Genomic DNA, 14100 nt, shown 5'->3' with positions numbered 1-14100 from the left:
GGTCAGAAGAACTCGTCTATCTTTATCTGTCTTTTGAGCTCGCTCTCGAAGAGGGACAGCGTCTCCACTTCTATCAGCTTTATCCTCTGCCTCGTGTAGTTGCTCACGTTGTATGTTTCGGCAAGCTCCTTGGAGAGGTTCAGGTACTTGGTTATTGACCCCTCGTGGACTGTGAGTGTAAGCGAGCCGCCACACCTCCTGCACTTGCCAGAGAGCGGGATTCTGCGGTACTTCTCGTTGCAGTTGACACACCTGAACTCCTGCCTCGAAAACGCCCTCAGGTTTCCGATTATGTCGGGGAGGAAGTGGGAGGTTATCACCCTTTCAGCAACATCGTGCTCGTCCACAGCCCTGATTTTCCTCGCGAGCTCCATCTGGTGCTTGACCTTATCCTGCATGGACTTCAGCGTCTTGTAGGCGCTGCTCTTGACACCCAGAGCGATGTTCTCAGTGTCGTGGGTGAACCTGAGCCCGAAGTACTTCCTCTCATCTCCGAGCCTGTCCTCCACCCTCTCTATCACTCCAACAAACTCCTTTGGATGAGCACACCTCAGCGTCCCCTCGTAGAACTCCAGCGGGTATCTCTCGCAGACGTCCATGTTGTGCACCTCTCCGTCGACCTCCTTCGGGTCGAGGATGACCGTGAGCACGAGGGGTGCGTCCATCTGTCCACCTCTCTTGTCCGGCAGGAACTCCCTCGAGAAGTTCAGCAGACCGTCCATTAAAAGCATGACGCAGTCCTCATCCCCGTCGCAGTTCCTCCTCTTTGCTGCATGGAAGTAGGGGTGGGCGTACCCACCATTCACGTCCGCGAAGCCTATGATCCTCCCGAGAACGCCAGCTGAGGTGTGGGGGGCAAGACCGATCACGAGCTGCCCGATCAGATCTTCGGGCTTTTCGGCGTTGTAGAAGGGCTCGAGACCGTAGAACTTTACGAGGAGGTCGTCTATGAACTTGCTGACCCTGAGCAGGTACTCTCCCGCGGCCTTTGAGAGTATCACGTCCTGAGGTTTCAGCTCCACTATCTGGTTCTCGTCTTTGAGCTCTCTGCCCTCATAGTCCACCTCGTATCCGAGCTCCTTCAGCTTTTCCACGCTCACACCAATCTCAGCGGGCCTGAAGTGGGTTATGGGGATGTCCGTCATGTCGTACCTTATCGTTCCATCCTTGAACACGTACACCCTGTTTTTCGCCCTCAGTACGCCCTTCTCAATGCGCTCTGCGAACTTCTTCTTGGAGGTAAGGCCTATGACTCCCTTTAGAGCCCCGTTTGGCTCCCTCTCACCCAGATTCTCGAGGGCCTTCAGGTAAAGCTCCCTCACGTTTATCGTCCATCTCCTGTACGCAGACGCCTCTCCCCCGCACCTCTCGCACACCTCTCCCGTCCTTATCCCGCACTTGGGGCATATGTAGACCTGCTCTGTCAGCTCTCCGCACTCGCACCTCAGGTAGAAGCTCTCCTTCCCGCAGCTCCTGCACACCCTCACCGGCAGGTCAACCTCTATCTCTCCCTTGACCGAGTTGTAGCTCTTGGTGTACTCTATGGCCTTCTTCAGGTCTCTCGTCTTCCCTCCTGCCTCGCCGAGCGGGAACAGCATGTGGGGAGCGGGAGACATCATTCTCTCCTTCGACTTCTCGGGCCTCCCCATCCTCGCGCCGATCCTCGAAGGAGCCTTGGCCCTCACGTCAAGGCCGGACACCTTTCTCACGAACTCAAGTCCATCCTCGCTCTCTTTATCGTCCCTGACAACCTTCAGATCCTCGTCGAGTCCGAGGCATCGCACAAGCACCCTCCACCTCTCTATGACAATCTGCCCGTCCCTCACCTTGTGCTCAACAAGCAGGCTCTCGAGAACCTCCTTTGCCCTCCAGTCCATCTTCATAACGAGCGCGCTCTTCCCGTACTTGCCCTCCACCTTTCCCGTCTCAACGATTCTGTCCCTCAGGTACCTGAGGTCATTGGCCGAGACATCGTGCCAGAGGTACGTGTGGTCTGGGTGGAGCGGAACGCCGTAGTCGTCACACAGCTTCAGCGCCTCCTCCTCGCCAATCTTCCTGTAGTCTCCCTCAGGAATCTTCCCCTCAACCTCCTGCACCCACCATTCATAGCAGTAGCTCGCAGGAATGAGCGGGTGGTTGTTCTCGAGGAAGTCTCCGAAGTTGACGAGGATCTCCCCCATGTCTATTATCCTCTCGACAGCGTCCTTCAGCCTCAGCGCCTCCTCGTAGCTGCCTATCCTAACAACATCTCCGTTCCTCAGCCTCACCGTCGGCCCCTCGATGCTCGTAACGGGGACAACACTTCCCGCTTTCCCCGGCCTCTCCACCTTTAGCTGGGTTCCAATGGCGATGAACTCTCCCGCTATGACCATCGTGGCTGGGTGGAGGCCTATGGTCGCGAAGCCCGAGTTCCTCGCCCTGCCGTACCTGAGCCTGAAACCACCCTTCCTCGACGGGTGGCTGAAAACAGGCCTTCCTGCAACGATGTCCGAGAGGTACTTGTCCTTGGGCTTTACAGCCTCCTTCTTCTCGCTCTCCTCGTCCTTCTCACCGCTTTCATCTCCTCCCTTGTTGATCAGCCTGTCGAGCCACTCCCAGCCGCTTATCTTCACCTTGTCCACGATCTTCTTCAGCTTTGGTGCCTTGAGGGCAATACCCTCTGCTATGACGAGGGCCATTCCTCCCCTCACCCTGTTGGTCTCGACCCTCGGCAGGTTCCTGTATCCCGAGACCTCCGCGTCTTCAGTCGGCTCACCGTCTATGCAGACCGGACAGTTCTCGACAATCAGCCTGATCTCCTCATCTGATGGCAGGTACTGCAGGTTGGCGACCTTCTTGTAGAGCGGTATCTCCTCGCAGTACCTCAGCACTTCCTCCTCTGTGGGTTTGTACCTGTCTATTTTGAGTATCTGCCTGACGTAGTCTGCGACGAGAACCGACATGACCTGTGCGGTTCCACCAGCGCTCCTTATCGGCCCGGCGTAGTAGATCTTGATGAACTCTCCGTCCTTGTCCCTGTAGAGCTTCACCTTTGCGATTCCCTCAATGGGCGCGGCGACAACACCCTCGGTCTGGATGGCCACGGCAGTCCTTATCGCCTTATCTATCGCCTCCTCCTTCTCGAACTCTCCAAACTTGCCTGTGACTATGTCCTCGGCGATTTTGAAGCATATCTCGACCCTCGACATCCCCTGCGACTCGTACTCTATAATCTTCCCCGCAATCCCCTCAATTCCGAGGAGCTTTTCAACCCTCTCAGCCATGTTCCTTGCTATTGGGATCTCAACGTACGGCTTGGGATCGAGGCCGAGCTTTCTGGCTTTCTCGGCTATTTCGTAGTGCCTCTCAACCTCCTTGAGAAGAGAATCGTGATACCTTCTCAGCTCCTCGTAGAGCCTTGCCTCAAGCTCATTCTCAGCTTTTTCATCGTCATCGAAAATGGGGAAGAACCTGTCGAGGGTTACAATCATCTTACCTTGTAGTGCGAGTGAAAATTTAACTCTTGTGATGACAGTCCGGGCGATATGTTCCGGCGGAGAAATATTATTGTTGCAGCCCCTCCAGAAACTCAACCACTGCCCGGTTGAACTCCTCCGGGTTTTCGAGCATGGACAGGTGGGCCGAGCTGGACACTCTTTTCAGAACCGAGTTCGGCACGAGCCTGTGGATCGCCTCGCCGAAAGCTGGGGGTGTAGTGGCATCGTGCTCAGCGACGATTACGAGCACCGGCACCTCGATTCTGGGAAGCAGATCTTCATAATCAGCACGGAAGATCTCGGCAGTGGCGAGCGTGTAGATTCTCTTGTCGTTCTTTCTTATTATCGTCTCCACGAGCTCCCTGTGTTCGGGTCTGTTCTGGTAGAGGGAGATCTGGGAGATGAACGCGGCGATCTGGCTCATGTCCGGGCTGCTTTCAAGGATCTCCAGCCTCTTCTCGAACTCCTCTCTCATGCTCTCCGGCAGCCTGTGAAACGTGTTCGCGAGGATCAGGGACTCAACCTTTTCCGGGTATCTGGCGTAGAACTCCATGCAGACGAGGCCACCCATTGAGTGACCAAGAATGCTGGCTTTCTGGATGCCAAGGTGCTCCATGAGGTTGCTCACGTCCCTCGCGAAGTCTCCAATCGAAACGCTCTCCGGCACGTCAGACATCCCGAAGCCCCTGAGGTCGAGGGCGACAACATTGAACCTCCTCGAGAGCTCATCATACTGCTCAGACCACGCCTCAAGGCTGCCTCCAAGGCCGTGCACGAGAATGAGCGGCCTGCCATTTCCGGCCTCAAAGTACCTGAGCTTAAGGCCGTCGGAGTCAAAGAATCCAAACCTCATGATTTTTCGTTTGATTTTGCCCTTTTAAGCTTTGTCTCCGCAACCCTTATCCCTTCCCCTTTCAAGAATGCTTCAATGATCTCGAAGTTCCTCGAGCTGGTCAGGAGGTGTAGCGGGAATCTCGTTGCCCTCACCGGAGCGGGGATATCTGCGGACAGCGGAATCCCGACGTTCAGGGGAAAGGACGGACTGTGGAACAAGTACAGGCCGGAGGAGCTTGCCACACCTCAGGCGTTTGCGAAGAACCCAAGACTCGTCTGGGAGTGGTATGCGTGGAGGATGGAGAAGGTTTTCAGCGCGAGGCCGAACCCGGCACATCTCGCTCTGGCGATCATGGAGAGGAAGGGACTTCTGAAGGCCGTGATAACTCAGAACGTGGACAACCTGCACGAGAGGGCCGGAAGCAGGAACGTGATTCACCTGCACGGCAGGATTGATGAGATGAGGTGCTTGGGGTGCGACAGGATCGTCAGGGTTGCCAAACCTCCCAAAGCCATTCCGCCCGTCTGCGAGTGCGGGGAGATGATGAGGCCGAACGTGGTGTGGTTTGGAGAGGCGCTGCCGGAAAGGGAGCTCGAGCTCGCCATGAGCCTTTGCGAGGAGAACAGCGTTCTGGTTATAGGAACATCTGCTGTCGTTTACCCCGCAGCCTACCTCCCTCACCACGCGAAGAGAAACGGAAACATGGTAATCGAGATAAACCCCGACGTGACTCCCGTAACGGATATCGCCGACCTCAGCGTGAGGGAGAGGGCGGGAAAATTCTTCGAACCCCTGCTGCCTATTTTAGAAGAGGAAGGCTTCCCGTGATTTTGTCTATTTTCTCCTCTTTCTCAGGGCCTATGACCACCGCTGTGATGGTTCCGGGAGGGATCTCCGTAAGCCCCGCATCCTTCACGTATCCAGACGGCAAGCCAGCTTTTCTCGCCTGCTCGAATATCCTCATCAGCTCCTCCAGATTTTTCACCTTCAGCACTATCTTCTTCTGCCCCTCCATCTTCCACTTATCTCTCGTACTCGAATCGGCTGCCTCGTAGCCTATTATTGCCGCGTGAGCTACCTGAACCGCGAGCTTCCCCCTCGAGAGCTTAAGATCCTCCCTGACCACGATCACCTGCTTGTACTCACTCTCCGAAACCATACTGCTCGAGCTCTTCGAGGCTTACGGGCTTCGACTTCTCCTCCACCCACCTCTCTCCTACCTTCTTCGCCTCCTCCTCGTCGTAGTCCTGTATTACGAGCGCGTCTCCGTCCTCCTTCACCGCCGAGAGGGGAACGCCGAAGAACCTGTCGGAACTCTTGACTATAAGGTATCCCTCAAAAACGTCTATGCTCTCCCCGACCTCCTCACCATCCTTGCGAACGAAGCGGCATATTAAATCCATGTTTTCGGTGTTGTGGGTTCAGGGATAAATCATTTGCGCAAGTTTATTAATTGCCGCTAAACCTCTTCCAGCATGGAAATAGTGATCCCGTTCAAACCTGTCAACCCGAAAACAAGGCTCTCCGGCATTCTAACAAGGGAGGAGAGGGAGGAGCTCGCGTTCAACCTCCTTCTGGACGTCGTTGATGCGTGCGGTGAGGCGGTGGTGATATCGAGCGCTGAGGACAGGAGGCTTGAGGGCCTCAGGTACGAGGTGGACAGCAGGAGCCTCGACGAGGTGGTGACTTCGAGGATAAAGAAAGGGGATCTGGCCGTGGTAATGTCCGATCTCCCACTGCTTAATGAGAGGGTGGTGGAGAGGTTCCTGAGCTCCGATGGAGAGGTTGTCCTAGCCCCGGGGAGGAAGGGGGGGACAAACATGCTCCTCTCGAGAAGCAGGAGCTTTCGCACCTCCTACCACTACGGCAGCTTTGTCAAGCACGTTCAGATATGCGAGTCGCTCGGGCTTAAGTATAAGATCTTCGACTCGTTCTACGCGAGCGTGGACATTGACGACGAGAGCGACCTGCTTGAGCTGATGATACACGGGAAGGGGAAGAGGAGCTACGAGTACCTTGAGGGGCTTGGCTTCTACGTGGACTTCTCCGAGAAAGATCCCATGCTGAAGAGGAGTTAGAAGATCATCTCACCCAGCATGTCCTTTTCAATCCCTATTCTTATCTCCCTCGCTATCCTCCTGCCCATGTACATGTTCTCTCCAAAGAGCACGTAGGAGTATGGCGAGGCCGGTATGCCCACAGTCGAGCCGGCCACAATCCTCGCTGAGATCTCGAAGTAGTAGATTTCTCCGTTCTCGTCTATTATGCTCTCCAGACAGAACGGGCCAACCATTCCCGGCTCCGCTATCCTCTTCGAGTACTCGTAGACCCTCTGCCCGTCCCTGAGTATTCTGGAGAGCAGGCTCTCCCTGACTACAAGCGGTATGTTGCCCACAACCGTGTATGTGGGGATGATTCCAGCCTCCAGCTGCTCCTCGGCCGGAATCCTGCCTATCCCGTCCACGTTCGACTCGTAGCGCCTGTCTATGGCTATGAGCTCTATCCTGCCGTTCACAACTGAATAAAAGAAGGAGAAGTAGACCGGCACACCGAGAACGTACTGCTGGATGTGGGCGCTGTCAACGTCCCTCTCCGAGATTACTCCTCTCCTGACGAGCTCTCCTGCTTTCCTGTAGAAGTCGTCCCTGTCGCGGGCTATGAAGTATCCCTTGCCTCCCCTCGCCCCGGGGTACTTCACTATGACGAGCCCGTCTATCTCCTCTGGGGAGGAGTACGTTCTGGGGAGTTTCAGCCCTGCCCTCTCCAGCCACTCCCTCTGCTTCTCTCTAACAGTTTCCCACTCCATAAGAACCCTGTTGCCAAAGACGGGAACCTTCAGGTTGTAGAGGCTGCCTATGTACGCGTTGTAGCTGCCGTGGGGGATGAGCACGGTGTTGAGCTCTATGAGCCTCCTCTGAATCACCTCGTCCAGCAGTTCCCGGTAATCGTCAACCTGAATTATGTGATCCGCAACCCCGAAGCTCTCGTAAACGAACCTCTCCTTCTCCCTGCATATGCAGACGGTCTCGAACCCTTCCTCCTTCGCCCCCTTCAGAATGTTGAGGGCCGAGTGGCTGCCTATGGTGCCTATCCTGACCTCTTCCTGGTCGTAGGAGGAGAGTATCCTGAGGATCTCGTCGCGCATGTCTTGCTGTTCTCACCCAAAAATAAAAAGCCTTTCATTTAACCGGGTACTTCCTCTCGTTCTTCTCGATCTTCGAGAGAACCGCCTTCTCCAAGTCTATCCCGCACTCGTGGGCGAGGGTGAGCAGGTAGATCATCACGTCGCTGATCTCCTCTCCAATCCTCTCCCTGTACTCCTCACTTTCCAGAAGTCTCGCAATCTCCTCATCGCTCTTCCACTGGAAAATTTCAAGCAGCTCGCCAATCTCAACTGCCACGGAAATCACGAGGTTCTTCGGGGTGTGGTATTTTTTCCAGTCTCTTCTATCCCTGAAATCAATCAGAATTCTGGTTATTTCGTTCAATTCCATAATCAATCCAATACACAGGTTTAATGTAAAACTTTGGGATCGTCGTACTCTAAGAAGACTATCTATTATCTCACAGCACCATACCACAAAAAGAGCAGGTGTTATCGGGTCTCAACAGGAAATCTCTTGAACATATCTCCAGAATTGGGAGATTTTATGACAAAACCAGAGGTGGGAGAGATTCCTGTTCCTCGTGGAAGGTGGACAAATTTTTTAACCCCAAAATCAAAATTCATACCTGATGGTAAGAACAAGAACTGTTGGTAAAAAGGGGCAGGTCACAATCCCAAAAGAAATACGAGACAGATTTGGTTTGAAAGAGGGTAAAAAAGTCATCTTTGAGGTTAAAGGTGATGAGATTATCCTGAGGCCGGAAAAGGCTGGTAAAGACTACGTGGAAGAGTTCACCTCAGTCATTAAGAAAAAGCTTGAGGCACCGAATGCTGTCGAATTGAAGAGGTTGTATTATGGACAAATTGAAGAACGTCTATATTGACTCCAATATTTTCATTTATGCGGCTCTCTATTCTGGAGATGTTGCCGAAAAATCAAAGGAGTGGCTAAGAAAGGCATCTGATGGTGAGTTCAATGCTTTTACCTCAGTACTGACATGGGATGAAGTTGTGTATGTCGTGAGGAAAGTTTCTGGAGTTGAAGAGAGCATTAAAATCGGTAAAATCCTGCTCAAAATGCCGTTTCTTGAGTTTCTGAATGTTGATTACGCGATTTGTGAAGATGCCCAGAAATTTGCTGAGAAGTACAAGCTTTTGCCGAGAGATGCGGTTCATGCTGCTCTTGCATTGAGATACTGTGATGGAACAATAATTAGCAACGATACGGATTTCGATGTGGTTGAAGGCTTAAGGAGGCTCTTCTGAGGAGCTGAGATGGAGTTTGTGTAAAACAATCGTCCAAAATGCTGGAAATCTAACAATCTACTTCTGCTCCCTTTCCTGAACCATCTCCTCGTAAACATCGAGCAGGGCTATGAGGGATGCGGGGATCGCTATTTCGGTGGGGAAGGTTATGTATGGTGTGAGGTCTATCACGAAGTCTGACAGCCTCAGGATTCCCTTGGGCAGCCCGGTTCTGCTGCCCGCAAAGATGACTATCTCATCCGCTCTCTCAAACGCCCTCTTGAGCTCCTCCCTTATCTCCGAGAGCTGCTTTCCCGTCGGATCTGTGGAGATCAGGACGCTCCTCTTTCTCCTCTTGTCCCTGAACGTCTGGTACAGGTCGTGGACGAGCACCCTCACCTCCCTCACGTCTCTGGCGTAGCTCCTCCTCTGTATCTTGAGCCTGGACTCCTTCCCCCTCCTGAGCCCCCTCAGGAACTCGTAGAGCTCGTCGGCATCCACGTATCCGTAGGGAGCGATGATGAGCTCCTTTATCTCGAACGACTGGGCGCTCCTGCCAATCCTCTCTCCAATCTCCCTCGCCCCTTTCGGGTTCTCGAGGTAGGGCATCTGGACGAAGGAGACCTTGCCGAAAAACTTCAGGCTGTCGACCTTTTCTGGCATGTACTTCCTCCTCTCCTCCTCTCCATCCAGAATTCCTATGAACGTCCTCTCGTTGACGATCTCAACGTAAACGGCCTTGTCCGGCTGGTTCAGGTCGACCTCCTTTCCGCTGATCTCCTGAATTCTCCTCCCGAGCCTTATGTTAACGTCCATGCTGTTGAAGTCGTGCCTGAGCCCCCTCCTCGTTGTCCTTACAGCGAAAGTCTCGAAGTCTCCCATGGCCTCCACGATCTCCTCGGCCTTTCCGAGAATCTCGTCGAGGTCGCTTCTCAGCTCGAACAGAATGGGGATGGCCTTCTCGACCTCCGGAACCTCCTTGACCTTCTCGATGTCGTCCGAGTGGACTATGAGCACTCCGAGGTAGCCAGCAGGCCTAACTTCTATCTTAACGTCTCCCATGAGCTCCTTGATGTTCTGCATGGCGATGTACTCCATTCCTCTCTGGGTTTTGACGAAAATCATCGAGAATCCTTACCCGGCAAGTTTTTTATAGCTTGCTGGCCCACTTTTATTCATGCCCCACGGCGAGCCAGTTTTTGCGGGTGTTTTTCTCTCCGGCATGCTCGTCACCTTCCTGCTCGCGGGGGTTCTGGGCGGGGCGGTGTTTTACCTCGCCCTGAGGTGGGCGGGAATTAGGGCCACGCTCTTCAAGGCCATGCTTGCCGTGCTTGCCGGAACAGTCATAGCATTCTTCGTTGCGAAGCTCCTCGTGCTAATCCCGGTTGTCGGAATTCTTCTGGCACCGTTCGGCTACTTCGTCGCGTTTGCGTGGGTCGTGAAGGAGATGTTCGACACGAGCTGGGAGAGGGCGTTCCTGTCCCTCATACTCGTCTTCGTGATTCAGGTTGTCCTGTTCGTGGCCCTCGCACTCTTGACCGGGGTGTCGATGATGGCATTCCTGACGACCTGCCCGCTCTCCTTTTAGCCTATTATCTTCATCATCCTGAACAGGTTCCTTCTGTAGAGCTCCCCGGACACTATGAATACTATCAGCGAGAACGCCTCAAGCTGGTCGTAGACCAGATGGTAGCTGTGAACGTTCATGAATACCGCGAGGGAGAACAGGGCTATGGAGAGCGAGATTCCGGAGAGCCTGTCGATGGACTCCATGGGGAGCTGGATTATCGCGTGCTCTATCCTCTTTTCCCTCAGGGTCAGGTAGATTATGGCCGCGACGACTGGCAGGGAGAGGATGTAGACGAACTCAGAAAGGAGAACGATGTCGTAGGCAACCCTCCCGAACTCGGGGAGTTCTATGGACAGCAGCCAGAAAATCGACACGTAGACCACGGGAAGGCCAATCCTGTTTGGGTCGACGTTCTCAACTCTAAACTCCACGAGCGTTGAGAGCCGGTATATCGCGTAGACGTGGATGGCGAATGACAGGGGCATGACGACGTAGAGGTACGCCTCGAGATTTGGAACCTCGAACGTCAGGATCCTGAAGTCGGAGAGGAACTCGAACAGCTCGACGATCGAGATGATAAGAAACACGAGTGAGCTCAGGAGAAGGTAGGTTGTGACAAAAGACCAGAGGGAACCGTCACTGACGCGTGGTCTTGAGTGGTTCAGCAGCAGCATCGTGAACATCATCGAGAGTGCGAAGACGCTGATTGTCAGCACGGTTGCAAGCACAATGCGGAGGTGTTTGTCAGCGTTAAAAACTTTTTGAATTTTTGGTGAACAACATCACAACCTTTTTAAAATCGTTATGTATTGTCGTGCATATCGGGGTGATCTCATGAACAGGGTTGTGGCTGCTGTTGGCATTCTCGTGCTCATAATCGCGGTGGCATTCGTTCTCCAGCATCAGGCCCAGTCACAGGTCAGGGTGCTGACGATCTCCACCACAACGAGCCTTTACGACACCGGTCTGCTTGAGGAGGCCATAGCTCCTGCCTTCAAGGAGAAGTACGGCATAGAGCTGCACTTCATTCCAAAGGGCACGGGAGCGGCGATTCAGGATGCGAAGAACGGTGTTAGCGATGCGATAATGGTTCACGCGAGGAGCAAGGAGCTGAAGTTCATGGAGGAGGGTTATGGGGTGAACAGGAAGGTCTTCGCCTACAACTTCTTCGTCATAGTCGGGCCAGAGGACGATCCTGCAGGGATAAGGGGACTCAGCCCTGTGGAAGCACTAAAGAAGATCGCTCAGGCTGGAAGGGAGGGGAAGGCGATATGGGTTTCAAGGGATGATGGCTCGGGAACGAACACGAAGGAGATATCCCTTTGGAGGATGGCGGGATTCGATTATAGGCAGATAAAGAACGAGAGCTGGTTCGTTGCCACCGGCACGGGAATGGGGGCAACGCTGAACTATGCAAATACGAAGAAGGCCTACACGCTCTCAGATACAGGCACATTCCTGAAGTACAGGAAGGAAGGGCTCATTGATCTTGAGGCGCTGGTGGATAAGGGTGAGGAGCTGATAAACGTCTACGCCATAATTCTGATAAACCCGGAGAAGTTCGACAAGGACTTCGAGGGTGCAAAGACACTCGCGAACTGGCTCACGAGCGAGGAGGGGCAGAGGATAATCGGTGAGTTTGGAAAGGAGAAGTTCGGGAAGCCCCTGTTCTACCCCATCGTCGAGGTGCTGAAGGAGAGGAAGGAGCCTTACTTCAGCTGGATTGTCAAGTACGGGCTGATGGAGGATGATGGCATGATCACCGAGTGTCCCAAGAAGTTCAGGTACGGGGAGGGGATGAGCTTCTTCGAGTTTGCAGAGCAGTGAGGGATCATGGCTTGGGAGTACATAATCGAGGGAATCTCAGGCGCGTTCAGGCTTGTGCTCAGCGGAAATGCTGAGCTGCTGGACATCGCCTTCAGGAGCGTTAAGGTTTCGGGCATAGCTGCGATGCTCTCCGCCCTCATAGGCATCCCGGTGGGCGTTGCGATGGGTCTCGCGAGCTTCAGGGGGAAGGGCCTGCTGAAATCGATCTTCAACGCGATGCTCGGCATTCCAACGGTGGTGATGGGGCTCATCCTCTACCTCTTTCTCGCTCCCGCTGGCCCCCTCGGAATGCTCGGCCTCCTCTACACGGAAATGGGGATAAGTCTCGGCCAGATGCTCCTCGTCCTGCCAATAGTCGTGAGCTTCACCGCAAATGCGATAGAGAGTGTGGAGGGGGAGATAAGGGATCTGGTGATGACGCTCGGGGCGAGCAGGGTTCAGGGGATGATCAAGGTTATAGAGGAAGCAGTGTCGGGGATAGCTCTCTCAGTCATAGCCGCGTTCAACAGGGCTATAGCCGAGCTCGGGATCGCGCTGATGGTCGGTGGAAACATATTTGTAAGGGGAGGAGAGCTCAACACGAGAGTCCTGACCACGTCCATCCAGATGTACGTGGCGAGGGGGGAGATCGAGTTTGCGATAGCCCTCGGCACGGTACTCCTTGCCATAGTCTTCCTTGTAACGGCGCTGTCCAACTACCTGCAGAGGAGATGGGCCCATGATTGAGCTGAGGGGTGTGAGCAAGAGGTACGGGGACGTTCAGGCCCTGAAAAACGTGAGCCTTGAGGTGAGGAGGGGAGAGGTCTTTGCCGTTATCGGCAGCAGCGGTGCTGGGAAGACGACGCTCCTCAGGGTCATCTCGTGCCTCGAGACCGACTTTGGTGGAGAGTACACGTTCGACGGCGTGGATGTCAGGGAGAATCTTGAGACCATCAGGAGGAGGGTGACCATGGTCTTCCAGACACCGGTGATGTTCAGGGCGAACGTTTTCGACAACGTCGCATACGGGTTGAAGGTAAGGGGTGTAAACGGGAAAGAGCTCAGGGAGAGGGTGGAGCGAACACTTGAAAAGCTTGGGATTCAAGAGCTTGCCGGCAAGAACGCGAGGAAGCTGAGCGGAGGGCAGAAGCAGAGGGTCGCGATTGCGAGGGCATTGGTTCTGGACGCTGACGTCTACGCTTTCGACGAACCCACGGCAAACCTTGATGCAGAGAACGCGAGGGTGATTGAGGATGCGATAAGAGAGATGCGCGGGGAAGGTAAGACGATCATACTCGCCACCCACAACCTGTTTCAGGCCAAGCGGCTGGCCGACAGGGTCGCGTACATTGAGAAGGGAGAAATTGTGGAGATTGCTGAAACTAAAAGGCTGTTCGAAAACCCCGAGGATGAGAGGACGAGAAGGTTTGTAGAGGAGATCGCATACTACTAACTCTTTCTCGCCCTAAAGCACACGAAGTCGTTTTCGGAGTGCCTGAGCATTGCTCTTCTGACTTCGGTGACCTCAAACCCCGAGCTTTCGAGCATCTTCCTCACTTCCTGCTCTCTGTAGAACCTCGCAATCCTGTAGAACGGACTGTTTCTGGAGGAATACTCCTTTCCAAGCCCTGAGTCGAGCGGTACAATGCAGGTTACCAGAGAGCCACCCGGTCTGAGCACCCTCCACGCCTCCTTCATAACCTTTCCGGGCTCATCCAGAAAGCAGAGGGTGAAGATGAGGTAGACGGATGAGAATGCCTCGCTGCGGAAAGGGAGTGAGCTGCCGTCTGCAAGAGCGACCTCACACCCCCTCATTCTCGCGATCTCAAGCATTCTGGCCGAGACGTCCACGCCAACGTCAATCCTGAGCCTCTGCATGAACCTGCCAGTGCCGCACCCTATCTCGAGGGAAGGGGAGGATGGAGGGGGCACGGTTTTTACCTCAGCCTCGAAGAGATCCGGGTTTCTGTCGTACCACGAGTCGTATCTCTCCGCGAGCCTGTCAAAGACCCTGTCAGACTCCATTCAGCAAAAAATGATTGTGAAAAACAAAAAGGTTTTG

Annotated in this window: 17 protein-coding genes; 8 read left to right on the top strand and 9 right to left on the bottom strand. The window is 54.1% G+C overall.

Annotated features, from left to right (window positions below; all coding sequences use genetic code 11):
* Positions 1 to 2: 2 nt before the first annotated feature.
* Both polC and GAH_RS03240 read right to left on the bottom strand, forming a co-directional pair.
* Positions 3 to 3470, bottom strand: coding sequence for a DNA polymerase II large subunit (gene polC / locus GAH_RS03245; protein ID WP_048094666.1), 3468 nt, complete (start codon positions 3468 to 3470; stop codon positions 3 to 5).
* Positions 3471 to 3543: 73 nt separating this feature from the next.
* Entirely contained in the window at positions 3544 to 4329 is a 786-nt protein-coding gene (locus GAH_RS03240) for an alpha/beta fold hydrolase (RefSeq protein ID WP_048094665.1), read from the bottom strand.
* Positions 4330 to 4404: 75 nt separating this feature from the next.
* On the opposite strand from GAH_RS03240, the gene cobB reads away from it, so the two are divergent.
* On the top strand, positions 4405 to 5139 hold the full coding sequence (cobB, locus tag GAH_RS03235) for an NAD-dependent protein deacetylase (RefSeq protein WP_048094664.1): 735 nt from the start codon (positions 4405 to 4407) through the stop codon (positions 5137 to 5139).
* On the opposite strand, the gene pth2 is transcribed toward cobB, so the two are convergent.
* Positions 5111 to 5470, bottom strand: a complete 360-nt coding sequence (gene pth2, locus GAH_RS03230) for a peptidyl-tRNA hydrolase Pth2 (RefSeq protein ID WP_048094663.1) — start codon at positions 5468 to 5470, stop codon at positions 5111 to 5113. The genes cobB and pth2 overlap by 29 nt on opposite strands.
* Positions 5454 to 5714, bottom strand: coding sequence for a DUF5749 family beta-barrel protein (locus tag GAH_RS03225; RefSeq protein ID WP_048094662.1), 261 nt, complete (start codon positions 5712 to 5714; stop codon positions 5454 to 5456). Before GAH_RS03225 ends, pth2 begins: the two co-directional genes overlap by 17 nt.
* Before the next feature lie 72 nt (positions 5715 to 5786).
* Here GAH_RS03225 and cofC point away from each other — a divergent pair, with 72 nt between their 5' ends.
* Entirely contained in the window at positions 5787 to 6389 is a 603-nt protein-coding gene (gene cofC / locus GAH_RS03220; RefSeq protein WP_048094661.1) for a 2-phospho-L-lactate guanylyltransferase, read from the top strand.
* On the opposite strand, the gene GAH_RS03215 is transcribed toward cofC, so the two are convergent.
* Entirely contained in the window at positions 6386 to 7456 is a 1071-nt protein-coding gene (locus GAH_RS03215) for a formate--phosphoribosylaminoimidazolecarboxamide ligase (protein WP_048094660.1), read from the bottom strand. The two genes, cofC and GAH_RS03215, sit on opposite strands and share 4 nt — an antisense overlap.
* A gap of 34 nt (positions 7457 to 7490) precedes the next feature.
* Positions 7491 to 7805, bottom strand: a complete 315-nt coding sequence (locus GAH_RS03210) for a nucleotide pyrophosphohydrolase (RefSeq protein WP_048094659.1) — start codon at positions 7803 to 7805, stop codon at positions 7491 to 7493.
* A gap of 241 nt (positions 7806 to 8046) precedes the next feature.
* Between GAH_RS03210 and GAH_RS03205 the strand changes: the two genes are divergently transcribed.
* Complete coding sequence (locus GAH_RS03205; protein WP_048094658.1) at positions 8047 to 8301, top strand: AbrB/MazE/SpoVT family DNA-binding domain-containing protein; 255 nt, start codon at positions 8047 to 8049, stop codon at positions 8299 to 8301.
* On the top strand, positions 8273 to 8683 hold the full coding sequence (locus GAH_RS03200; protein ID WP_048094657.1) for a type II toxin-antitoxin system VapC family toxin: 411 nt from the start codon (positions 8273 to 8275) through the stop codon (positions 8681 to 8683). The genes GAH_RS03205 and GAH_RS03200 overlap by 29 nt, the downstream gene beginning before the upstream one ends.
* Before the next feature lie 57 nt (positions 8684 to 8740).
* Here the strand turns inward: GAH_RS03200 and GAH_RS03195 are convergent, their stop codons facing one another.
* Complete coding sequence (locus tag GAH_RS03195; RefSeq protein ID WP_048094656.1) at positions 8741 to 9787, bottom strand: SPOUT family RNA methylase; 1047 nt, start codon at positions 9785 to 9787, stop codon at positions 8741 to 8743.
* Positions 9788 to 9839: 52 nt separating this feature from the next.
* Here GAH_RS03195 and GAH_RS03190 point away from each other — a divergent pair, with 52 nt between their 5' ends.
* A complete protein-coding gene (locus GAH_RS03190; RefSeq protein WP_052747736.1) occupies positions 9840 to 10250 on the top strand; it encodes a hypothetical protein in 411 nt (136 codons plus the stop codon).
* On the opposite strand, the gene GAH_RS03185 is transcribed toward GAH_RS03190, so the two are convergent.
* Positions 10247 to 10960, bottom strand: a complete 714-nt coding sequence (locus GAH_RS03185) for a hypothetical protein (protein ID WP_048094655.1) — start codon at positions 10958 to 10960, stop codon at positions 10247 to 10249. The genes GAH_RS03190 and GAH_RS03185 overlap by 4 nt on opposite strands.
* A gap of 106 nt (positions 10961 to 11066) precedes the next feature.
* Here GAH_RS03185 and GAH_RS03180 point away from each other — a divergent pair, with 106 nt between their 5' ends.
* From GAH_RS03180 to GAH_RS03170, 3 genes are read left to right on the top strand one after another with little or no spacing between them, the layout of a single operon-like run.
* Positions 11067 to 12059, top strand: a complete 993-nt coding sequence (locus GAH_RS03180) for a substrate-binding domain-containing protein (protein WP_048094654.1) — start codon at positions 11067 to 11069, stop codon at positions 12057 to 12059.
* A 6-nt stretch (positions 12060 to 12065) separates the two neighbouring features.
* On the top strand, positions 12066 to 12785 hold the full coding sequence (locus GAH_RS03175; protein ID WP_048094653.1) for an ABC transporter permease: 720 nt from the start codon (positions 12066 to 12068) through the stop codon (positions 12783 to 12785).
* Positions 12778 to 13491, top strand: coding sequence for an amino acid ABC transporter ATP-binding protein (locus GAH_RS03170; protein WP_048094652.1), 714 nt, complete (start codon positions 12778 to 12780; stop codon positions 13489 to 13491). Before GAH_RS03175 ends, GAH_RS03170 begins: the two co-directional genes overlap by 8 nt.
* Here the strand turns inward: GAH_RS03170 and GAH_RS03165 are convergent.
* Positions 13488 to 14063 (bottom strand): class I SAM-dependent methyltransferase, encoded by a 576-nt coding sequence (locus GAH_RS03165; protein ID WP_048094651.1) that lies wholly within the window; start codon positions 14061 to 14063, stop codon positions 13488 to 13490. The genes GAH_RS03170 and GAH_RS03165 overlap by 4 nt on opposite strands.
* Positions 14064 to 14100: the final 37 nt, after the last annotated feature.

It is taken from the genome of Geoglobus ahangari (assembly GCF_001006045.1).
In the GTDB taxonomy this organism is placed as follows: Archaea; Halobacteriota; Archaeoglobi; order Archaeoglobales; family Archaeoglobaceae; genus Geoglobus; species Geoglobus ahangari.
The sequence above is the reverse complement of the archived record's forward strand: the minus strand, read 5'-3'. Positions and strand labels throughout refer to the sequence as shown.